The sequence below is a fragment of the Streptomyces capillispiralis genome, assembly GCF_007829875.1.
GTDB classification, from domain to species: Bacteria; Actinomycetota; Actinomycetes; order Streptomycetales; family Streptomycetaceae; genus Streptomyces; species Streptomyces capillispiralis.
The window spans coordinates 6920045-6941281 of sequence record NZ_VIWV01000001.1 but is presented as its reverse complement, the minus strand read 5'-3'; the positions used below and the strand labels follow the sequence as shown (position 1 = coordinate 6941281).

Annotated in this window: 19 protein-coding genes; 11 read left to right on the top strand and 8 right to left on the bottom strand. The window is 73.6% G+C overall.

Annotated elements, in window-relative coordinates:
• Nucleotides 1–191: 191 nt before the first annotated feature.
• The 5 genes from FHX78_RS30535 (at nucleotide 192) to FHX78_RS30515 (ending at nucleotide 5887) form a co-directional block, all read left to right on the top strand.
• Complete coding sequence (locus FHX78_RS30535) at nucleotides 192–1217, top strand: 6-phosphofructokinase (RefSeq protein ID WP_145870613.1); 1026 nt, start codon at nucleotides 192–194, stop codon at nucleotides 1215–1217.
• 145 nt (nucleotides 1218–1362) lie between these two features.
• Nucleotides 1363–2313: a cytochrome c oxidase assembly protein gene (locus tag FHX78_RS30530; protein ID WP_145870612.1), complete on the top strand. Its 951-nt coding sequence runs from the start codon at nucleotides 1363–1365 to the stop codon at nucleotides 2311–2313.
• A 200-nt stretch (nucleotides 2314–2513) separates the two neighbouring features.
• Nucleotides 2514–3887 carry a DUF6777 domain-containing protein gene (locus tag FHX78_RS30525; protein WP_308439678.1) on the top strand — a complete coding sequence of 458 codons (1374 nt, stop codon included), beginning with the start codon at nucleotides 2514–2516 and terminating at the stop codon, nucleotides 3885–3887.
• A 4-nt stretch (nucleotides 3888–3891) separates the two neighbouring features.
• On the top strand, nucleotides 3892–5697 hold the full coding sequence (locus FHX78_RS30520) for a serine/threonine-protein kinase (protein WP_145870610.1): 1806 nt from the start codon (nucleotides 3892–3894) through the stop codon (nucleotides 5695–5697).
• Nucleotides 5698–5710: 13 nt separating this feature from the next.
• The gene (locus tag FHX78_RS30515) at nucleotides 5711–5887 is read left to right on the top strand and encodes a membrane protein (RefSeq protein ID WP_030865508.1); all 177 of its coding nucleotides are present in this window, start codon (nucleotides 5711–5713) and stop codon (nucleotides 5885–5887) included.
• Between the two features lie 13 nt (nucleotides 5888–5900).
• Here FHX78_RS30515 and FHX78_RS30510 read toward each other — a convergent pair whose 3' ends face one another.
• From FHX78_RS30510 to FHX78_RS30495, 4 genes are read right to left on the bottom strand one after another with little or no spacing between them, the layout of a single operon-like run.
• Nucleotides 5901–7106, bottom strand: coding sequence for a sensor histidine kinase (locus FHX78_RS30510; protein ID WP_145870609.1), 1206 nt, complete (start codon nucleotides 7104–7106; stop codon nucleotides 5901–5903).
• Nucleotides 7103–8815, bottom strand: a complete 1713-nt coding sequence (locus FHX78_RS30505; RefSeq protein ID WP_145870608.1) for a sodium/solute symporter — start codon at nucleotides 8813–8815, stop codon at nucleotides 7103–7105. The genes FHX78_RS30510 and FHX78_RS30505 overlap by 4 nt, the downstream gene beginning before the upstream one ends.
• A 19-nt stretch (nucleotides 8816–8834) precedes the next feature.
• Complete coding sequence (locus FHX78_RS30500) at nucleotides 8835–9191, bottom strand: hypothetical protein (RefSeq protein WP_145870607.1); 357 nt, start codon at nucleotides 9189–9191, stop codon at nucleotides 8835–8837.
• A 9-nt stretch (nucleotides 9192–9200) separates the two neighbouring features.
• Nucleotides 9201–9956, bottom strand: a complete 756-nt coding sequence (locus FHX78_RS30495) for a LytR/AlgR family response regulator transcription factor (protein ID WP_145870606.1) — start codon at nucleotides 9954–9956, stop codon at nucleotides 9201–9203.
• 111 nt (nucleotides 9957–10067) lie between these two features.
• On the opposite strand from FHX78_RS30495, the gene FHX78_RS30490 reads away from it, so the two are divergent.
• The 5 genes from FHX78_RS30490 to FHX78_RS30470 all read left to right on the top strand — a co-directional run bounded on the left by FHX78_RS30490 (nucleotide 10068) and on the right by FHX78_RS30470 (nucleotide 16596).
• Nucleotides 10068–10571 carry an Lrp/AsnC family transcriptional regulator gene (locus tag FHX78_RS30490; RefSeq protein ID WP_145870605.1) on the top strand — a complete coding sequence of 168 codons (504 nt, stop codon included), beginning with the start codon at nucleotides 10068–10070 and terminating at the stop codon, nucleotides 10569–10571.
• Between the two features lie 124 nt (nucleotides 10572–10695).
• Complete coding sequence (gene ddaH / locus FHX78_RS30485) at nucleotides 10696–11508, top strand: dimethylargininase (protein ID WP_145870604.1); 813 nt, start codon at nucleotides 10696–10698, stop codon at nucleotides 11506–11508.
• The gene (gene rocD / locus FHX78_RS30480; protein ID WP_145870603.1) at nucleotides 11505–12731 is read left to right on the top strand and encodes an ornithine--oxo-acid transaminase; all 1227 of its coding nucleotides are present in this window, start codon (nucleotides 11505–11507) and stop codon (nucleotides 12729–12731) included. The genes ddaH and rocD overlap by 4 nt, the downstream gene beginning before the upstream one ends.
• 170 nt (nucleotides 12732–12901) lie before the next feature.
• Nucleotides 12902–15355 carry a SpoIIE family protein phosphatase gene (locus FHX78_RS30475; RefSeq protein ID WP_145870602.1) on the top strand — a complete coding sequence of 818 codons (2454 nt, stop codon included), beginning with the start codon at nucleotides 12902–12904 and terminating at the stop codon, nucleotides 15353–15355.
• Nucleotides 15356–15366: 11 nt separating this feature from the next.
• The gene (locus FHX78_RS30470; RefSeq protein ID WP_189908635.1) at nucleotides 15367–16596 is read left to right on the top strand and encodes a PP2C family protein-serine/threonine phosphatase; all 1230 of its coding nucleotides are present in this window, start codon (nucleotides 15367–15369) and stop codon (nucleotides 16594–16596) included.
• Nucleotides 16597–16619: 23 nt separating this feature from the next.
• Here FHX78_RS30470 and FHX78_RS30465 read toward each other — a convergent pair whose 3' ends face one another.
• Nucleotides 16620–17075: an RpiB/LacA/LacB family sugar-phosphate isomerase gene (locus FHX78_RS30465; RefSeq protein ID WP_145870601.1), complete on the bottom strand. Its 456-nt coding sequence runs from the start codon at nucleotides 17073–17075 to the stop codon at nucleotides 16620–16622.
• Nucleotides 17076–17267: 192 nt separating this feature from the next.
• Here FHX78_RS30465 and FHX78_RS30460 point away from each other — a divergent pair, with 192 nt between their 5' ends.
• Nucleotides 17268–17987, top strand: a complete 720-nt coding sequence (locus FHX78_RS30460; RefSeq protein WP_145872220.1) for a lysophospholipid acyltransferase family protein — start codon at nucleotides 17268–17270, stop codon at nucleotides 17985–17987.
• A 75-nt stretch (nucleotides 17988–18062) separates the two neighbouring features.
• Here FHX78_RS30460 and FHX78_RS30455 read toward each other — a convergent pair whose 3' ends face one another.
• The 3 genes from FHX78_RS30455 to ureG form a co-directional block, all read right to left on the bottom strand.
• A complete protein-coding gene (locus tag FHX78_RS30455; RefSeq protein ID WP_145870600.1) occupies nucleotides 18063–19664 on the bottom strand; it encodes an alpha/beta hydrolase in 1602 nt (533 codons plus the stop codon).
• A 119-nt stretch (nucleotides 19665–19783) separates the two neighbouring features.
• Nucleotides 19784–20560, bottom strand: a complete 777-nt coding sequence (locus FHX78_RS30450; protein WP_145870599.1) for an urease accessory protein UreD — start codon at nucleotides 20558–20560, stop codon at nucleotides 19784–19786.
• Nucleotides 20548–21231, bottom strand: a complete 684-nt coding sequence (ureG, locus tag FHX78_RS30445; protein ID WP_145870598.1) for an urease accessory protein UreG — start codon at nucleotides 21229–21231, stop codon at nucleotides 20548–20550. The genes FHX78_RS30450 and ureG overlap by 13 nt, the downstream gene beginning before the upstream one ends.
• Between the last annotated feature and the right edge of the window lie 6 nt (nucleotides 21232–21237).

The following is a 21237-nucleotide window of genomic DNA, read 5'->3' as shown; positions in this document are numbered from 1 at the left end:
GGCCCTGTGGACACCCGGCCGTCGGACGGGCGTAACCGGCCCGTCTGACGGCTGCTCCGCACAGGTGAGCGGGGTCGTCCAGCAGGCGGACGCGGGGTGCGTTGCGGGCCCCGGATGCCGCTAGGGTGGCGGGGATCGAGCCGGACAGCGCGGTCCGGTCCCGGCCCACATCGAGAAGGTTGTTTCGGGCTATGCGCATTGGTGTCCTCACGTCCGGCGGCGACTGCCCCGGCCTGAACGCCGTCATCCGGTCCGTCGTGCACCGCGCCGTCGTCGACCACGGCGACGAGGTCATCGGCTTCCGGGACGGGTGGAAGGGCCTCCTGGAGTGCGACTACCTCAAGCTCGACCTCGACGCGGTGAGCGGCATCCTCGCCCGCGGCGGCACCATCCTCGGCTCCTCCCGGGTGCGTCCCGAGCACCTGCGGGACGGTGTGGAGCGGGCCAGGGGCCACGTGGCGGAGCTGGGCCTCGACGCGATCATCCCGATCGGCGGGGAGGGCACGCTGAAGGCGGCCCGGCTGCTGTCGGACAACGGCCTGCCGATAGTGGGCGTGCCGAAGACCATCGACAACGACATCGCGGTCACGGACGTCACCTTCGGTTTCGACACGGCCGTCGGCGTGGCGACCGAGGCCCTGGACCGGCTGAAGACCACCGCCGAGTCCCACCAGCGCGTGCTGATCGTGGAGGTCATGGGCCGTCACACCGGCTGGATCGCGCTGCACTCCGGCATGGCGGCCGGCGCGCACGCCGTCGTCGTGCCCGAACGCCCCTTCGACATCGACGAGCTGACCGCGAAGGTCGGCGAGCGGTTCTCGGCCGGCAAGCGGTTCGCGATCGTGGTGGCCGCGGAGGGTGCCAAGCCCAAGCCCGGGACGATGGACTTCGACGAGGGCGGCAAGGACGTCTACGGCCACGAGCGGTTCGCCGGGATCGCCCGGCAGCTCTCCCTGGAGCTGGAGGCGCGGCTCGGCAAGGAGGCGCGTCCGGTGATCCTCGGGCACGTGCAGCGGGGCGGGACGCCCACGGCGTACGACCGGGTGCTGGCGACGCGGTTCGGGTGGCACGCGGTGGAGGCGGTGCACCGGGGGGAGTTCGGCCGGATGACCGCGCTGCGGGGCACGGACATCGTGATGGTGTCCCTCGCGGAGGCCGTGGAGACGCTGAAGACGGTGCCGGACGCGCGGTACGCGGAGGCGGAGTGCGTGCTGTGATCCCGCGGCGCCGCTGAGGGCCCGGTTCCCGGCAGTCCACGCGACGGCCGTGCTTCCCCGACCCCGGTCACCGCTGTGACCGGGGTCGGTCGTACGCTGAGGGCGCACGGATCGCGTACGAACTGCACGACATTGGAGCCGGCGGATGGATCACAGCGGGCACGGCATGACCATGGATCTGCCGCCGTTCACGCTGGGGCGAGGGCTCGCCTGGTCGACGGACCCGTTCTTCCTCGTCGCCTGCCTGCTGGGGCTGGCCCTCTACGGCTGGGGCGTGGCGCGCCTGGTACGGCGGGGCGACAAGTGGCCGGTGGGCCGGACCATCGCGTTCTTCACCGGTGTGCTGAGCATCGGGCTCATGATGTGCACCAAGCTGAACGACTACGGCATGGTCATGTTCAGCGTGCACATGGTGCAGCACATGGTGATCAGCATGGTGTCGCCCATCCTGATCCTGCTCGGCGCCCCGATCACCCTGGCCCTGCGCGCGCTGCCGCCGGCCGGGAGGGGCCGCAAGGGGCCGCGCGAACTGCTGCTGATGCTGCTGCACAGCCGCTACATGCGGATCGTCACCCACCCGGTGTTCACCATCCCGCTGTTCATCGCGAGCCTGTACGGCCTGTACTTCACCCCGCTGTTCGACTTCCTGATGGGCTCCGGGGTCGGGCACATCGCGATGATGGTGCACTTCCTCGCCGTCGGCCTGGTCTTCTTCTGGCCGATCATGGGCGTGGACCCGGGCCCGCACCGGCCGGGGTATCTGATGCGGATGCTGGAACTGTTCGCGGGCATGCCGTTCCACGCGTTCTTCGGCATCGCGCTGATGATGGCGTCGGCCCCGATGGTCACGACGTTCGAGAACCCGCCCGCCTCACTCGCCGTCGACGCGCTGTCCGACCAGAACGCGGCGGGCGGGATCGCCTGGGCGTTCAGCGAGGTCCCCTCCGTGCTGGTGCTGCTCGCGCTGCTGTTCCAGTGGTACGCCTCGGACCAGCGGCAGGCCAAACGCACGGATCGCGCCGCCGAGCGGGACGGCGACCGGGAACTCGAGGCGTACAACGCCTATCTGGCCTCACTGCACGCACGCGGGAACTGAATTCACTGTTTCCCGTATCCCCTTGAACGGGCATTTTCCTCCAGTAGCATGATGCGTCAAGGGGACCGCCGGGGGGAGCGGTGATGGAAGTTCGTTCATCTGTGCGCAGGGCGGGGAAAACGGTAATTCGGAAGATCGCCGTCCTGTCGTTGTCGGTTCTGGTCGTCAGCGGTTGCGAATCGGCCACACCTTTGTTCGATGTGCAGGCGGTCGCCGCGGGAACCGCTTCCCTGGCGCCCTTCTTCGACGAGAGCAGCGGACTGGGACGGGACGCCGCCGTGCGGTCGCGGCCGGCCCGCGGAGGCCTGCAGCAGGGAGACACGCCGGGGCTGTACGGAGGCACCGAGGAGGCCGCGGTCTGCGACGTCGAGCGGCTGAAGCGCTATCTCACCGACCCGCGCAACGACCGCAAGGCGCGGGCGTGGGCGGAGGCACTGGACCTGAGCACCGCGGGGATACCGGCGTATCTCGACCGGCTCACTCCTGTTCTCCTGCGTCACGACACGCTCGTGAGGAATCACGACTACAAAAAGGGAAAGGCTGTTCCCTTCAATGCGCTGCTCCAGGCGGGAATCGCGATTCTGGTCGATGAGCAGGGGCTGCCGGCGGTGAAGTGTTCGTGCGGGAATCCACTGCGGCCCTTCGAGGGGGACAAGAGCAGGATTTCCGTCACGTTCGACGACGGGAACGAGAAATGGAAGGGCTACGACCGTTCCGAGGTCGTCGTGGTCCGGCCCGCGTCCCGGAAACTGGAGCGCATCGCCCTCGTCGACGTGGAGGATCCCGGCCGGGGTGTCGAGCGGCCCGTGGGCACGTCGGGCGAGGAGGACTCCGCCTTCGACACACGGCGGCGCCGGGCGGTGCCACAGCTCACCGGGACCACGTTCGGTGAGGCGAGCCGGCGGCTGGCCGGGCGGGGACTGGCGGTCGCCCACGAGGGGCAGGACCTTCCACCGGACGGTGCGCGGGTCACGGGGTCCGACCCGGCGGCCGGAGCCGAGCTGCGGTTCGGGGCGTACGTCACGCTGAGCGTGGTGGAGGGCGCGGGCGGGGGTGCGTCGTCCGGTGAGGGGAGCACTCCCCCGGGCCCGGGGTCCTCACGGGCGACGGACGACTCGCGGTCGCCGTCGGCTCCCTCCACTGCGCCGTCCTCCGCTTCCGCGCCGCGGTCCTCGCCCTCCTCGCCACCGTCCTCCCCCTCCTCCGCGCGTCCCTCCTCGCCACCCGCGTCGTCGTCCGGGCCGGCCGGGTCCGAGCGCCCCGCCTCACCGGGACCCACGTCACCGCCTCCCCCGCCGGACAACGGGTCCACGCCCCCGCCGAAGGACGGTTCCGCACCACCGCCGTCCTCCGACCCGGGCAGCGGCACCGGCTCACCGCCGTCCGGTCCGGCCGAGCCGCCGCCCGGGACCACCGCCTCCTCGCCGCCGCCCGCCGGCCCGGGCACCGGCGGCACGCCCCCGCAGGCGACCGGCACCTCCGCGAGCAGCCCCCCGGCCGCCACCACCGCCCCGGCCACCGGGGCGCCCGCCGAGAGCACCCCCGCCGTCGGCCCCCGCCGAACCCGGGAGTGACCGGATGCCCTCAGGATCCCCGACGTCGGGAGTGGGCCGGGTGATCGCCGGCCGCTATCTGCTGCTGCACCGGCTGGGCGGTGGCGGCATGGGACACGTCTGGCTGGCCCACGACCAGCGACTGGCGTGCGAGGTTGCGCTGAAGGAGATCGTGTTCGGGGACCCGGCCGAGCCCGGCCAGGAGCGCGAGGCCCGGGTCGCCCGGGCGCGCGCGGAGGCCCGGCACGCGGCCGGTCTGCGCGGTCATCCCCACGTGGTGACCGTGCACGACGTGCTGGAGCACGAGGGGCTGCCGTGGATCGTCATGGAGTACGTCGCGGGCGCCGTCGACCTGCGGGAGTTCCTCGCCCGCAACGGTCCGCCCGCCCCCGCCGAGTGCGCCCGGATCGGGCTGGCGGTCCTGGACGCGCTGACCGCCGGGCACGAGCGGGGCGTGATGCACCGGGACGTGAAGCCGGCGAACATCCTGCTCGCCCCCGACCGCACCGGCGCGCCCTACGGGCGGGTCCTGCTCACCGACTACGGCATCTCCGTCCAGCCCGACACCGGGGAGACGCGCCACACCATGGCGTCCGTGCTGGTCGGCACCGCGGGCTATCTGGCCCCCGAGCGGGCCACCGGCGGCCCGCCCACCCCCGCGGCCGACCTGTTCTCGCTCGGCTGCACGCTCTACCACGCGGTGGAGGGGCGCGGTCCGTTCGAGCGGGAGTCCCCCCTGGCGTCGATCACCTCGGTGGTCATGGAGGACCCACTGCCACCGGTGCGGGCGGGGGCGCTGGAGCCGGTGCTGCGGGGGCTGCTCGCCAAGGACCCGGACCTGCGGACGCCGGCGCGGGAGGTGGAGGCCGAGCTGGCGCGGATCGTCACGCCCCAGTCGGACGCCTCCGCGCGGACGCGGACGGACCTGGGGTCGCAGCCGCCGTGGGACGCCTCCCCGCGCCCCGCGCCCGAGGCGGACCCCCACGCCTTCGCCTCCGGTACCCGCCGCCGGCCCCGCCCGCACGCCCTGCGCGCCGTCCTCGCCGGCGGGCTGGGCCTGGTGCTGGCCCTGGGCGGGGCCTGGTACGCGCTGGCGGACCGGGAGGGCGGCCCCGGCGGGACGGCGGCCCCGTACGGCGAGGCCGTCGGGCTGGTGAAACCGCTGAAGGAGGGCGACTGCGTGCTGGCCGACTGGCCCGGCGGCACCCCGTTCACCGGCACGCCCCGGCTGGCCCTCGACCCGAGCTGCGCGGACGAAGTGCCCGACGGGCAGGTCGTGGCGTCCGTCGGGGCCGCCTCGCAGGAGGAGGCGCGGCAGGAGGGGCCGGCCCGGTGCGAGGAGCGCACGCGGGAACTGCGCGGCCGGCTGGCCGACGTCCGCGTCCTGGCGGTCGTACCGGCGCCGGACGGGTTCGAGGCGGCCGGGCGGCGCACCGCCTGTCTGGTGCTCGGCGCTCACGGGCCGGTGTACGGGCCCCTCGGGGAGCGGCGCCGCTTCGGGACGGCGTTCGCCGACACCGCGACGATGCAGCGGCGGGACTGCCTGGACGTGCGCTCCCGGCGGGAGGCCCGGCTGGTGCCGTGCGGCGGGAAGTACGACGAGCAGGTGCTCGGGTTCACCCGGCTGGGCGAGGACGTCTCGCTCGCCGAGGCGCGCACCGCGTCCGACGCGGCGTGCGCGCGGGAGGTGCCGCCGCGGGACTACGGCTTCGATCCGTCGGTCCACGAGGCCGGGTCGTGGACCAGTGAGGGGCCCTGGAAATCCGGCACACATCTCGTCGTGTGCACCGTAAGGCGGCAGAACGGGGGCACCATGGAGGGAGCCGAATGAGGAGGGTGTTGCGATGCCCGGTTCCACGAACGGTTCGACGTCGACGAAGACCATGGGAGTGCTCACCGTCGGCGGCCTCGTCGCCGTGACGGCCTACACGGTGGCGCTCGGCAGCAACGGCTGGCTGTGGTTCGGCTGGGTCGTCCTGGGCCTGATCACCCTCGGGATGGTCGCCACGCGCAGCACCTGAGGAGTACGGCGGCTCACCTGGGGGTGAGCCGCCCGGCCAGGTGCACGCCCGGCTGGTACTTCGGCAGCCGGACGGTGATCTTCATGCCCGCGCCCACGGCGGTCTCGATGACGAGGCCGTGGTCGTCGCCGTAGACCTGACGGAGCCGGTCGTCGACGTTGGACAGCCCGATGCCGCCGGTGGGGCTGACCTCGCGGGCGAGGATGCGGCGCAGCAGCCCGGGGTCCATGCCGGCGCCGTCGTCCTCGATGACGACCAGGGCCTCGGCGCCGGCGTCCTGCGCCGTGATCTGGATGTGGCACTTGTCGGCCTTGCCCTCCAGCCCGTGCTTGACGGCGTTCTCCACCAGGGGCTGGAGGCAGAGGAAGGGCAGGGCGACCGGCAGCACCTCGGGGGCGATCTGCAGGGTCACGGAGAGGCGGTCGCCGAAGCGTGCCCGTACCAGCGCCAGATAGTGGTCGATGGCGTGGAGTTCGTCGGCGAGGGTGGTGAAGTCGCCGTGCCGGCGGAACGAGTAGCGGGTGAAGTCGGCGAACTCCAGCAGCAGTTCGCGGGCCCGCTCGGGGTCGGTGCGCACGAACGAGGCGATCACGGCGAGCGAGTTGAAGATGAAGTGCGGGGAGATCTGGGCCCGCAGCGCCCTGATCTCGGCCTCGATGAGCCGGGTGCGGGACTGGTCGAGGTCGGCGAGTTCGAGCTGGACGGAGACCCAGCGGGCGACCTCCCCGGCGGCCCGGACCAGGACCGCGGACTCGCGGGGCGCGCAGGCGACGAGCGCGCCGTGCACCCGGTCGTCGACGGTGAGCGGGGCGACGACGGCCCAGCGGACCGTGCAGTCGGGGGTGTCGCAGCTCAGCGGGAAGGCCTCGCCCCGGCCGGTCTCCAGGGGGCCGGTGAGACGTTCCATGATCTCGGCGCGGTGGTGGGCGCCGACGCCGTCCCAGGCGAGGACCCGCTCGCGGTCGGTGAGGCACAGCGCGTCCGTGCCGAGCAGGGAGCGCAGTTTGCGGGCGGACTTGCCGGCGGCCTCCTCCGTCAGGCCCGCGCGCAGCGGTGGGGTGGCCAGGGAGGCGGTGTGCAGGGTCTCGAAGGTGGCGTGCTCGACGGGGGTGCCGAGCCCGGCGAGGCCGGCGGGCCGGGCGGTGCGCCGGCCCAGCCAGAACCCGGCCGCCAGCAGGGGCAGGACGGCGACGAGCAGACCGGCGAGGAAACCGCTCACGCGGACACCTCCGTGCGCAGTTCCTCCGGCAGGTGGAAGCGGGCCAGCACCGCGGCCGTTCCGGGCGGCACCCGGCCGGGGGTGGCCAGCGAGACCAGGATCATGGTGAGGAAGCCCAGCGGCACCGACCACAGCGCGGGCCAGGCGAGCAGGGCGTGCCAGGGCCCCGCGCCCGGGTAGCCCGCCATGGTCGCGGCGACGGCGAGGAACGCGGAGCCGCCGCCCACGAGCATGCCGGCCGCCGCGCCCGGCGGGGTCAGCCGGCGCCACCAGATGCCGAGCACGAGCAGCGGGCAGAACGACGAGGCCGACACGGCGAACGCCAGCCCCACGGCGTCGGCCACCGGCAGGCCGCCGACCAGGAGGCCCGCGCCGAGCGGTACGGCCATGGCGAGGACGGTGCCGAGCCGGAAGTGCCGTACGCCGCGCGAGGGCAGCACGTCCTGGGTGAGCACGCCGGCCACGGCCATGGTGAGCCCGGAGGCCGTCGACAGGAACGCGGCGAAGGCGCCGCCGGCGACCAGCGCGCCCAGCAGGTCGCCGCCCGTCCCCCCGATCATCCGGCCGGGCAGGAGCAGGACCGCGGCGTCCGCGTCCCCGGTGAGGGTCAGCTCGGGGGCGTACAGGCGGCCCAGTGCCCCGTAGACCGGCGGGAGGAGGTAGAAGGCGCCGATGAGGCCGAGCACCGCGACGGTGGTGCGGCGGGCGGCGACGCCGTGCGGGCTGGTGTAGAAGCGCACCACGACGTGCGGCAGGCCCATGGTGCCGAAGAAGGTGGCGAGGATCAGCCCGTACGTGGCGTACAGCGGGCGTTCCTCGCGCGACTCGGCGCGGGAGGGCGACAGGGCGTCGTCGGCGCCGCGTCCGGCGGCGGGGACCTCGGTGCCCTCGGCGAAGGTCAGCCGGGTGCCGGCGTCGACGCGGTGGGTGCCGGCGGGCAGCCGGAGTTCGGTGCCGTCGTGGGCGCGGCCGTCGACGGTACCGTCCACGGTCACGGTGAGCGGCTCGCGCAGGCGCAGGTCGAGGGTGCCGTCGACCCGGACGACCCGCTGTTCGCGGAAGGCGGCCGGTTCGTCGAAGGCGCGGCCGGGCGCTCCGTCGCTCTGCCAGGCGAGGACCAGGAAGAGGGCGGGGACGAACAGGGCGGTGAGTTTCAGCCAGTACTGGAAGGCCTGGACGAAGGTGATGCTGCGCATGCCGCCCGCGCCGACGATGACGGTCACCACGACGGCGACGATCACTCCGCCGAGCCAGTCGGGCGCGCCGGTGAGCACCGTCAGGGTGAGTCCGGCGCCCTGGAGCTGGGGCATCAGGTAGAGCCAGCCGACGCCGACGACGAAGGCGCCCGCGAGCCGCCGCACCGCGTGCGAGGCGAGCCGGGCCTCGGCGAAGTCGGGCAGGGTGTAGGCGCCGGAGCGGCGCAGCGGTGCGGCGACGAACAGCAGCAGGACCAGGTAGCCCGCGGTGTAGCCGACCGGGTACCAGAGCATGTCCGGGCCCTGGACGAGGACGAGCCCCGCGATGCCCAGGAAGGAGGCGGCGGAGAGGTACTCGCCGCTGATGGCGGCGGCGTTGAGGCGGGGGCCTACGGTGCGGGAGGCGACGTAGAAGTCGGAGGTGGTGCGGGAGACGCGCAGGCCGAAGGCGCCGACGAGGACGGTCGCGAGGGCGACGAGCGCGACGGCGGTGACGGCGTAGGCGGAGTTCACGGTGCTGGTGTCCCGGGTCTCAGCGGTCCTCGACGAGGCGCACGAAGTCGCGTTCGTTGCGTTCGGCGCGGCGCACGTACCAGCGGGCGAGCAGGACCAGCGGGGGGTAGAGCCCGAAGCCGAGGACCGCCCACTCCAGGCGGGCGTCCGGGGCCGCGGCGAAGACCAGCGGCAGCGGGCCGATGAGCAGGGCGAGGACGGCGAACACGGTGAGGCCGGTGCGCAGCTGGATGCGCATCAGGGAGCGGACGTAGGTGTGTCCGAGGGTGGTCTGCTCGTCGATCTCGGTGCGCGGGCGGTAGTAGGCGGAGGCGCTCAGGGCGCGGCGGGGCGGGCCGGTGACGACCACGCGGCGTTCGGTCGGGTCCTGGGGCATCGTGCTCCCCTAGCTCGTGGTCCGGCGCATCAGCAGGTCCCGCAGTTCGCGCGCGTGCCGCCTGCTGACCTGGAGTTCCTCGGAGCCGACCAGGACGCTCACGGTTCCGGCGTCGAGCCGGAGTTCGCCTATGTGGCGCAGGGCGACGAGATGGCGGCGGTGGATGCGGACGAAGCCGCGGGAGCGCCAGCGCTCCTCCAGGGTGGACAGCGGGATCCGTACGAGGTGGCTGCCGCGGTCGGTGTGCAGGCGGGCGTAGTCGCCCTGGGCCTCGACGTGGGTGATGTCGTCGACGGGGACGAAGCGGGTCACGCCGCCGAGCTCGACGGGGATGTGGTCGGGGTCGGGTTCGTGCACGGGGATGCGGGGGGCGGTGCCGCGCTGGGCGGCGGCCCGGCGCACGGCCTCGGCCAGCCGCTCCTTGCGGACGGGTTTGAGCACGTAGTCGACGGCCTTGAGGTCGAAGGCCTGGACGGCGAAGTCCTCGTGGGCGGTGACGAACACGATCAGCGGCGGCCGGGCGAAGCCGCCGAGCAGCCGGGCCAGGTCGAGGCCGTCGAGTCCGGGCATCTGGATGTCGAGGAAGACCACGTCGATGGCCTCGGGCCCGTCCGGGCCCGACTCCAGCGCGCGGTTGATGCGGCGCAGCGCCTCGGTGGCGTCGCCGGCGCCCTCGGCGCTGCCGATGCGCGGGTCCGCGTTCAGCAGGTACAGCAGTTCCTCCAGCGAGGGACGTTCGTCGTCGACGGCGAGGGCGCGCAGCATGAAGGTGGAGTGTAGGGGTGATTTCCGCGTCTGGACACGTGCCGGACAGGGGGCGTTCCCGCCGGGGCCGTGGCCGGCCGCCGGGGCGTCGGCGCTGGATACAGTGCCCGCATGAACAGCAGGCACGCCCCGTTCGACGAGCTCGACCGGAAGATCGTCACGGCTCTGATGGCGAACGCCAGGACGTCCTTCGCCGAGATCGGCGCGGCCGTCGGGCTGTCGTCGACGGCCGTGAAGCGCCGGGTGGACCGGCTGCGCGAGACGGGGGTGATCACCGGGTTCACGGCGACGGTGAAGCCGTCGGCGCTGGGCTGGCGCACGGAGGCGTACGTGGAGGTGTACTGCGAGGGCGCGGCGCCGCCCCGGCGGCTGGCGGAGGTGGTGCGCAACCATCCGGAGATCGCCGCGGCGATGACGGTGACCGGGGGCGCGGACGCGCTACTGCACGTGCGGGCGCGGGACGTGGAGCACTTCGAGGAGGTGCTGGAGCGGATCCGCCAGGAGCCGTTCATCCGCAAGACGATCAGCGTGATGGTGCTGTCCCATCTGCTGCCCGACAGTCCTGAGGCGGGAGTGAGCCAGCCCGCGCCCGAGGGCGCACCAGACGTGCGTTGAACGGCGTGAACACGCAGCGATCCTGCGTGAACACGCAGCTCCCGTTCCTTGTCGTCCGTCTCGGTCGGTTCCTACCGTGTAGGCACCCCCTGTAGACACCGCATGGAAGCGGAGGAACCCCTCTGTGCCCGACTCCCGTGTGGCGTCCCGGCGGCGATACCTCGTCTGCGAACCCAGACACTTCGCCGTCCGGTACGCGATCAACCCCTGGATGCGTCCCGACCGACCCGTGGACGTCCTGCTCGCCCAGCGGCAGTGGCAGACGCTCGTCGACACCTACCGTGACCACGGACATACCGTGGAGAACGTGAAGCCGGAGCCCGGACTGCCCGACATGGTGTTCGCCGCGAACGCGGCGGTCGTCGTGGAGGGCCGCGTCTTCGGCTCCCTGTTCCTCGCGCCGGAGCGGCGCCCGGAGTCCGTGCCGTACGAGGCCTGGTTCAAGGCCGAGGGGTACGAGGTCCACCATCCCGAGTCGGTGTGCGAGGGCGAGGGCGACCTGGTGCCCGCCGGGCGCTGGATCCTCGCCGGGACCGGTTTTCGCACCACCAGGGATGCGCACCGCGAGGTGCAGGAGTTCTTCGGGGTGCCGGTGATCGGCCTGACGCTGGTGGATCCGTACTTCTACCACCTGGACACGGCGCTGTTCGTGCTGGACGGGGAGAACATCGCGTACTACCCGGAGGCGTTCTCGCCGGGGAGCCGCGAGGTGCTCGCCCGGCTGTACCCGGACGCGGTGCTCGCGACCCGTGAGGACGCGATGGCGTTCGGCCTGAACTCCGTGTCCGACGGCCGCCACGTGTTCCTCTCGCCGGGGGCCACGGCCCTCGCCGCTCAGCTCGCCGACCGCGGCTACGTCCCCGTCCCCGTCGACCTGTCCGAGTTCCAGAAGGCGGGCGGGGGCATCAAGTGCTGCACTCAGGAGATCCGCTCATGACCTCTGCCGCCCGTACGCGTTCGTCCGCCGAGCTGATCGGCGCCGAGGAGCCGGTCCTCGCGCACAACTACCACCCGCTGCCCGTGGTCGTCGCCCGCGCGGAGGGCGCCTGGGTGGAGGACGTGGAGGGCCGGCGCTACCTCGACATGCTGGCCGGCTACTCGGCGCTGAACTTCGGCCACCGGCACCCGGCGCTGATCGAGGCGGCGCACCGCCAGCTGGACCGGCTGACGCTGACCTCGCGCGCGTTCCACAACGACCGGCTCGCCGGGTTCGCGGAGCGGCTGGCCGCGCTGACCGGGCTGGACATGGTGCTGCCCATGAACACCGGCGCGGAGGCGGTGGAGAGCGGTGTGAAGGTGGCCCGCAAGTGGGCCTACGACGTCAAGGGCGTCCCCGCCGACCGGGCCACGATCGTGGTGGCCGCGGACAACTTCCACGGCCGGACGACCACGATCGTCAGCTTCTCCACGGACGAGGTGGCGCGCGCCGGGTTCGGCCCGTTCACACCGGGCTTCCGCGTGGTCCCGTACAACGATCTCGCGGCGCTGGAGGCGGCGGTCGACGAGACGACGGCGGCGGTGCTGATCGAGCCCATTCAGGGCGAGGCGGGCGTGATCGTCCCGGACGACGGCTATCTGGCCGGGGTGCGGGAGCTGACGCGCCGCGAGGGCTGCCTGTTCGTCGCGGACGAGATCCAGTCCGGGCTGGGGCGCACCGGCCGCACGCTCGCGGTGGAGCACGAGTCGGTCGTCCCGGACGTGGTGCTGCTCGGCAAGGCGCTGGGCGGCGGCATCGTCCCGGTGTCGGCGGTGGTGGCCCGACGCGAGGTGCTGGAGGTGCTGCACCCCGGTGAGCACGGGTCCACCTTCGGCGGCAACCCGCTGGCCGCGGCGGTCGGCACGGCCGTGGTGGAGCTGCTGGAGACGGGCGAGTTCCAGCGCCGGGCGGCGGAGCTGGGCGGGATCCTGCACGAGGGCCTGGAGTCCCTCGTCGGTAAGGGCGTCGCCGGCTTCCGCTGCCGGGGGCTGTGGGCGGGCGTGGACGTCGACCCGCAGCTCGGCACCGGCCGCGAGATCAGTGAGCGGCTGATGCGGGAGGGCGTCCTGGTCAAGGACACCCACGGGTCCACCATCCGCCTTGCCCCGCCGCTGACCATCACGGCGGAGGAGCTCCAGGGCGCGCTGCGCACGCTGGAGAAGGTCCTCGTCCAGCAGGTCTGACGCACGGCCCGCCGCCCCCGCCGCCCCCGCCGCGCTCCATCGGCGGGGGCGGCGGTGCGCTCCGTCCGCCTCGCTCACCGGTGGCACGTCCAGGGAGCCCCCGGCACGCTCCAAGGGTGAAGATGGGGACAAGAGGTGGTAGACCACTCTCAGCGACAGAGAGGTCGGCCGTGGGCGGACACAAGGAGCACGACGTTGCCCGGCAGGGGTTCGATGTGGCCGACGCCGTTCCCCTGTTGCTCGATCCGCAGGGGATGGTGGCGGGCTGGACCGGCGGCGCGGAGCGGCTGCTGGGGTACCGCGCCTCCGAGATGGTGGGCCGCAAGTTCGCCGAGCTGCTGATGCCCGAGGACGCCGAGCGAGTGCCGGACCTGATGGAACGGTGCCGGTCGGACGGCGACTGGGCGGGACTGATGACGGCGCGGCACCGGCAGGGGCGGCCGGTCCCGGTGATGGTGCGGATCACGCCGACCGTGGAGCCGCGGGGCCGATCGTCGCTGCTGGTGCTGCTGTCGGAGCTGGACGGGGCCGCCGGCTGGGACATGAGCCGCAGCACGCTGGAGCAGATGGTGACCGGCTCGTCGATCGGCATCGCCATCGTGGACACGGATCTGCGCTATGTCTGGTCCAACGGGGCGCTGGAGCAGTTCGGCGGCGGTCCGGCCCCGCGGCGCCTGGGACTGCGCTTCGCGGACATCCAGCCGGGTCTGGACGCCGCGGCCGTCGAGGCGCAGATGCGGCACGTGCTGGACACCGGTGAACAGGTCGTGGGCTACGAACACGTCGGCCGGGTGCGCTCGGCGCCGCTGCGCGAGACCGCGCACATGCTGTCGTTCACCCGCCTCGACGACGACCGGGGCCGCCCCATGGGCGTGTACTACACCGTCGTGGACGTCACCGAGCGGCACCGCGCCCGTCAGCGGCTGGCCCTGCTCGACCGGGCGGGCCAGCGCATCGGCCGCACCCTGGACATCATGATCACCGCGCAGGAGCTGGCGGACGTCACGGTGCCGGGGCTCGCGGAGTTCGTCGTGGTGGATCTGCTGGAGACGGTGCTGCGGGGCGCCGAGCTGCCGCCCGGGCCGCTCGCCGCGTCCGACCGGGTGCCGCTGCGCCGCGCGGGTCACCGGTCGCTGTACGAGGACCTGCCGCGCAGGGCCGTGGAGACCGGCGCGGTCGTGTCCTACCTGGCGGAGTCCCCGCCGGTGCGCTCCCTGACCACCGGCCGGTCCTGGCGTCAGGAGCAGCTCGACCCGCTCGCCGTGGAGTGGGCGGTGGGGCGCCCGGGGGACCGGGAGTCCACCTTCCTGGAGCTGGGCCTGCAGAGCGTGATGGTGGTCCCGATCCGGGCCAGGGGCGTCACCCTCGGCGTCACCACGTTCTTCCGGCGCCGCCGCGAGAACCCCTTCGACGAGGACGACCTCAATCTGGCGGAGGACCTCGTCTCCCGCGCCGCCGTCTGCGTGGACAACGCCCGCCGCTACACCCGCGAGCGGGACGCCGCCCTCGTCCTGCAGCGCAGTCTGCTGCCGCGCCGGCTGCCCGAGCAGGACGCCGTCGAGGTGTCCGCGTGCTACCGCCCGGCCGACGAGCTGACCGGGCTGGGCGGTGACTGGTACGACCTCATCCCGCTGTCCGGGGCCCGCGTCGCCCTGGTCGTCGGCGAGGTGCCGGGCCACGGCATCGACGCCGCCGCGGCCATGGGGCGGCTGCGGACGGCCGTACGGACGCTGGCCGCCATCGATCTGCCGCCCGAGGAGGTGCTGGCCCACCTGGACGACCTGGCGGCCCGGTCCGCGCGGGAGGAGGGCGACGGGCAGGAGCCCGGGGACACCCCCGGCCAGTCCATCGGGGCCGGCTGTCTGTACGTCGTCTACGACCCGGTGGACGGACAGTGCACCATGGCGGCCGCCGGGCATCCCGCGCCCGCCGTGGTGGCGCCCGACGGCACGGTCGGCTTCGTGGACCTTCCGCAGGGTCCGGCGCTCGGTGTGGGCGGGCCGCCGTTCGAGGCGGTGGAGATGTCCCTGGCCGAGGGCAGCACGCTCGTGCTGCACACGGACGGTCTGCTGGCCCATGGGGAGCCGGGCGCCGCCGGGACGGACCGGGAGCGGCTGCGGGGGGCGCTGCGGGGTGCCACGGCCTCGCTGGAGCTGAGCTGCCGGGCCGTGGTCGACACGCTGGTGCCAGCCCGCCCGTACGACGACGTGGCGCTGCTGATGGCCCGCACCCGGCGTCTGGATCCGGAGCGGGTCGCGGTCTGGGACCTGCCGGCGGATCCCTCCGTGGTCGCCGAGGCCCGCAAGACCACCAACCGGCAGCTGGCCCGCTGGGGGCTGGACGAGCTGGGCTTCACCACGGAGCTGGTCGTCAGCGAACTGGTCACCAACGCCATCCGGCACGCCGGCGGCCCGGTCCGGCTGCGGCTGATCCGGGAGCGGGCGCTGGTCTGCGAGGTGTTCGACGGCGGGGCCACCGCGCCCCATCTGCGTCATCCCCGCGCGATGGACGAGGGCGGCCGCGGGCTGCTGCTGGTCTCGCAGCTGGCCCAGCGGTGGGGCACCCGGTTCGTGCCCGAGGGGAAGATCATCTGGGCGGAGCAGTCGCTGACCGCGCCGGAGTGAGGTGAGGGACCGTGCCGGAGACGCCGATCGACTACGCGGCGGTGTACCAGGCGCTGCCCGGCATGGTGGCGCTGCTGACCCCCGATCTCGTGTTCGCGGACGTCAACGAGGCGTTCGTGCGCGGGTCCGGGCGTCCCCGCGCGGACCTGGTGGGCCGCTTCCTATTCGACGTCTTCCCGGACAACCCGAACGACCCGGCGGCGAGGGGCGCGCAGAACCTGCGGGCCTCGCTGCTGCGGGTGCTGTCCACCGGTGAGCGCGACACCATGGCCGTGCAGCGCTACGACGTCGAGAGCCCGGAGCGCCCCGGGGAGTGGGAGCAGCGCTACTGGAGCCCGGTGAACACCCCGGTCCTCGGCCCCGACGGGCGGGTCGTGCTGATCGTGCACCGGATCGAGGAGGTCACCGAGCTGATCCGGGCCCGCGGCCGTGCCGACGGGGGCGACGGGCGGGTGCTGGAGGTGGAGCTGTACGCGCGCGCCCGTGAGCTGCAGGAGCTGAACAACCGGCTGCGCCAGGCGCACGCCCGGGAGCGCGAGGTGGCGTTGGCGCTGCAGGAGGCGATGCTGCCCTCCCGCCCGCAGGTCGGCCCCCACCGGGCCGCCGTGCGCTACCGGCCGGCGGTGGGCGCGCTCAACGTCTGCGGCGACTGGTACGACCTGGTCGACCTGGTGGGCGGGCACCGCATCGGCGTGTCCGTGGGGGACGTGGTGGGGCACGGTCTGGCGGCGGCCGGGGTCATGGGCCAGCTGCGCAGCGCGCTCAGCGCCGCCTCCCGGGTGGCGGACGGGCCCGCCCAGGCGCTGAACGTCGTGGGGCGTTACGCCCATGTCGTGGACGGGGCCGAGTCCGCGACCGCGGTGACCACCTTCGTCGACTTCGACCGGCGGACGATCACCTACAGCAGTGCCGGCCATCCGCCGCCCGTGCTGGTCCACCTCGACGGACGCGTGGAGTTCCTCGACCGGGCCACCGACCCGCCGCTCGACGCCCGCCCCGATCCCCGGCCGAGGCCCGAGGCGACGACGGTGTTCGCCCCCGGGGCGACCCTGGTGCTGTACACCGACGGTCTGGTCGAGCGGCGCCGGGAGGACATCGACACCGGGCTGCTGCGGCTCTCCGAGGCCCTGCGCCGCCACCGGACGCAGGATCCCGAGACCCTCGCGGACACGGTGCTGCTGGCGCTGCTGCCACCGGGCGGCGCCACCGACGACACGGCGCTGGTCGTCGTACGGCTGTGACGGCGCGGCGGGGTCGGCGCGGGTCAGGGCGCGGTGCGCGCCCGGTCGAGCTGTGCCGTCCGCTCCACGTTGCGCCGGTCGTCCGGGTCGTCGCTGGGCGCGCCGGCGAACCAGGCGTCGAGGATCTCCTTGAGCAGCGGACCGGAGGTCAGCCGCAGGCTGAGGGCCAGGACGTTGGCGTCGTTCCAGCGGCGCGCGCCGTCCGCCGTGCAGGCGTCGGTGCACAGGGCTGCGCGGACGCCGGGCACCTTGTTCGCGGCGATCGAGGCGCCCGTGCCGGTCCAGCAGCACACGACCGCCTGGTCGGCCGACCCGTCCGCGACGTCGCGGGCCGCCGCCTCCGAGCAGAACGCCCACCGCGCGTCGTCCCCGGGGCTCAGGGCGCCGTGCGCCCGCACCTGGTGGCCGCGCTCGCGCAGCTCGGCGAGGAGGGCGCGGGCCACCGGTTCGTCCATGTCGGAGGAGACGGAGATCCTCATGTCTGCGAGCCTACTCCCCGCGGTGGGGGTGCTGACGGGCGTTCAGCCGTCCGGCGGGGTACGTTCCCGGCGTGCGGGACGTGGTGGTGCCGGGCCTCGCCGCCCGGTCCTAGACTGGCACCCCGCGACGTGCCGGATGGCCTGCTGGAACGCGGCGGCACCGACCGTCCGCCGGAGTCGAGGAGCGTGCCCTTGTTCTACCACCTGCTCAAATATGTGCTGCTGGGGCCGCTGCTGCGACTGGTCTTCCGGCCTCGAATAGAGGGTCTCGAGCACGTCCCGCCGTCCGGTGCCGCCATCGTCGCGGGGAACCACCTGTCGTTCTCCGACCACTTCCTGATGCCGGCCGTGCTGAAGCGGCGCATCACCTTCCTCGCCAAGGCGGAGTACTTCACCGGTCCCGGCCTCAAGGGCAGGCTGACGGCCTTCTTCTTCCACAGCGCGGGGCAGATCCCGGTCGACCGGTCGGGCAAGGACGCCGGGCAGGCCGCGATCAGGGAGGGCCTCGGGGTGCTGGGCAAGGGGGAACTGCTCGGCATCTACCCGGAGGGCACGCGCTCGCACGACGGCCGCCTCTACAAGGGCAAGGTCGGTGTCGCGGTGATGGCCCTCAGGGCGGGCGTCCCGGTGGTTCCGTGCGCGATGATCGGCACCTTCGAGGCGCAGCCGCCCGGCAAGAAGATCCCCCGCGTCCACCCGGTGACGATCCGGTTCGGCGCGCCGCTGGACTTCTCGCGCTATGCGGGCATGGAGAACGAGAAGGCCGTCCTGCGCGCCGTCACCGACGAGATCATGTACGCCATCCTCGGCCTCTCCGGGCAGGAGTACGTCGACCGGTACGCGGCCGTCGCCAAGGCCGAGGAGGCGGAGCGCACGGCGGAGGAGAGGCGCCGCTTCCCCAGGATGCGCTGAGCCGGACCCGGGGAACGCACGGGCGAGGGGCGGCCGGAAGGCACCGGCCGCGCCTCGTGTCGTACGGCGCCGGTGCTACGGCTTCGGCGTGGCGTGCGGCGCGCACGTCACGTCGGACCGGTCCACCGCCCCGGTGAGCAGGTAGGCGTCCACCCGGTCGTTGACGCAGGGGTTGACCAGGCCGGTGACGCCGTGGGAGCCGGCGTCCCGCTCGGTGACGAGGCGGGAGCCCCGGAGCCGCTGGTGCAGTTCGACGGCGCCCCCGTAGGGGGTGGCCGCGTCCCGCTCGGCCTGCACGATCAGCACCGGCGGCAGGCCCTTGCCGGACCGGACGTCCACCGGGGTCTGCTGTGCGACGGGCCAGGTGGCGCAGGGCAGGTTCATCCAGGCGTTGGCCCAAGTCATGAACGGGTGGTCGCGGTGCAGCCGGGTGTTGTCGCGGTCCCACGTCCGCCAGTTGGTGGGCCACTTGGCGTCGGTGCACTCCACGGCCGTGTAGACCGCGTTGCCGTTCTCCGCGGCCGCGTTGCCCGCGGTGTCGGAGAGGTCGGGGGCGGCGGCGTCGACGAGGGCCTGGGTGTCACCGGCGACGTACGCGCTGAAGACCGTGGCGACGGGGACCCAGGCGGAGTCGTAGTACGGGGCGCTCTGGAAGAAGCCGATCAGCTCGGCCGGTCCGACGACGCCGCCGATCGGGTCCTTCGCGGCGGTGGCGCGCAGCTTCAGCCAGTGGGCCTGGACGGCGTCCCGGGTGGTGCCGAGGTGGAAGGTGGCGTCATTGCGGGCGACCCAGTCCTGCCAGTCCTTCCAGCGGCCCTCGAAGGCGACGTCCTGGTCCAGGTTGGCCTGGTACCAGATCTTCTCGCGGGAGGGGTTGACGACGCTGTCGACGACCATGCGGCGGACGTGGCCCGGGAAGAGGGTGGCGTAGACGGCGCCGAGGTAGGTGCCGTAGGAGACGCCGACGAAGTTGAGCTTCCTCTCGCCGAGGGCGGCGCGGATGACGTCGAGGTCGCGGGCGGTGTTCGGGGTGGTCATGTGCGGCAGCATCTCGCCGCTGCGCTCGAGGCAGCCCTCGGCGTACGCGCGGGCGAGCTTGCGCTGGGCGAGCTTGTCGGCCTCGGAGCCGGGCACCGGGTCCATCTTGGGCGCCTTGACGAACTCCTGCGGGTCGGCGCAGGAGATCGGCGCGGACTTGCCGACGCCGCGCGGGTCGAAGCCGACGAAGTCGTAGGCCTTGGCCGTCTTGGCCCAGACGGGGTTCTTTCCGGTGATCCGCACCGGGAAGCGCAGGCCGGAGCCGCCGGGGCCGCCCGGGTTGTAGAGGAGCGCGCCCTGGCGCTCGCCGACGGTGCCGGTGCTGCCGGCGCGGTCGACGGCGAGCTTGATCTGCTTGCCGTTCGGCTCGGCGTAGTCCAGCGGCACCGACACCCAGCCGCACTGGATCGGCTTGGGCAGGTTCCAGTCGGCGGGGCAGTCCTGCCAGTCGACGCCGGTCTTCGCGGCCCGGGCGGCGGCAACGGCGACGCCGCGGGCCTGGCGGTCCTTGCCGTGGTGCGGGCCGGCCGTCGCGTTCGCCGTGGGCGCCGCGACGGCGCCGGCTATGAGCGTCGCCGTGACGAGCGCTCCGGCCGCACCGAGCGCCGTCCTGCGCCTTGTCGGTCTGCTGTCCCTCAACTGGGGCCTCCCCCTGCATCGTTGCGACGAGTACGGGGGATCCTCGCCGCTGCGGGGGCCCCGGGGACAGGGGCGGCGGCCCTTCTTTGCCAATCCGATAACCGGAGAAGGGAGTTCCGTCAATCGGACGTGGAAGTGAAGGTGTCCGGTGCCTCGTCGAGCAGGCGGCGCAGCCGGAGCGCGTCGGACGCCACGGCGGTCACCAGGACCGCGGGGCCGGCCAGCGGCAGGACGGCGGCGTCCTCGCCCAGCGGTCCGGCGACGACCGGCTTCTCCTCGAACTCCGGCCGCGCCACCACCAGTTGTCCGACGGCCCGGCGTCCGCCGAGCACGGCGGGTCCGTCCCAGCCGCCCGGCGCGCCGGGCCCGCAGCCCAGTTCCTGGTCGAGGACGGTCCGCCCGGCGATCCGTACGGTCAGACGCGACACGAGCCGTCCCGGTTGCTCCGCGGCCCGCCCGAGGACCTGCTCCTCACGCAGCACGAGCCGGGCGCCGGCCGCGAGGTCGACCTGTGTGGTGACGCTCAGGTCGCTTCCCGCCGCGCAGATCAACTGCTTCGGCGTCCAGTGCAGTTCGCCACCGGCGGCGACGGTGATCCGTACGTCGTAGCGCGCCCCGCCCGGGTGCCGGCCCGGCAGGGCCATGGTGGCGGCGGCCGAACCCACGCGGAGCCGGGCGCCCGGCTCGACGTCCGCGCGCACCGTGAGGTGGTCCCCGCCGAGCGGGCCGCTCATGGCGCCGACCAGCATGACGTGGGCCTCGCCGCCGCTCCCCCGGGTGCGCCGGGGCGCCAGCGGCCCGTCGCCCTCCAGCACGGGCAGGCAGGTCCCGCCCCGGCCGTCGGCGCGGGCACGGATGCGGGCGACGGCCCGCACGCCGGCGGTCACGCCGTCCACGCGGCGAGCCGCCCGCGCACCCAGCCGGCGACGTCCGTCACCCCGGCCCCGTCGCGCAGCGACTGGAACACCACGGGGAGGCAGGCCCGTTGGGTCCGGGCGTCGGCGGCCATGCGGCCGAGGTCGGCGCCGACGTACGGGGCGAGGTCGGTCTTGTTGACGACCAGGAGGTCGGCGGTGGTCACGCCGGGGCCGCCCTTGCGCGGGATGTCGTCCCCGCCGGCCACGTCGATGACGAAGATCTGCGCGTCCACGAGCCCCCGGGAGAAGGTGGCGGTGAGGTTGTCCCCGCCGGACTCGACCAGGATCAGGTCCAACGGGCCTACGCCGTCCTCCAGTTCCTCCACCGCTTCGAGGTTGGCGGAGATGTCGTCGCGGATCGCGGTGTGCGGGCACGCCCCGGTCTCCACGGCGGTGATCCGCTCGGGCGGCAGCACGGCCTCGCGGCGCAGGAACTCGGCGTCCTCCCGGGTATAGATGTCGTTGGTGACGACGGCGAGGGACACCTCGTCGCGCAGGGCCCGGCAGAGGGCGGCGACGGTGGCGGTCTTCCCGGACCCCACGGGCCCGCCGAGACCGATCCGCAGCGCCCGCCGCGAGCCGTCGGGCCGCCGGACATCGGCGCTGACGGCGGCGGGTCCGCCGTGGCTGGGGGCGTGGTCGAGATGCATGGACGA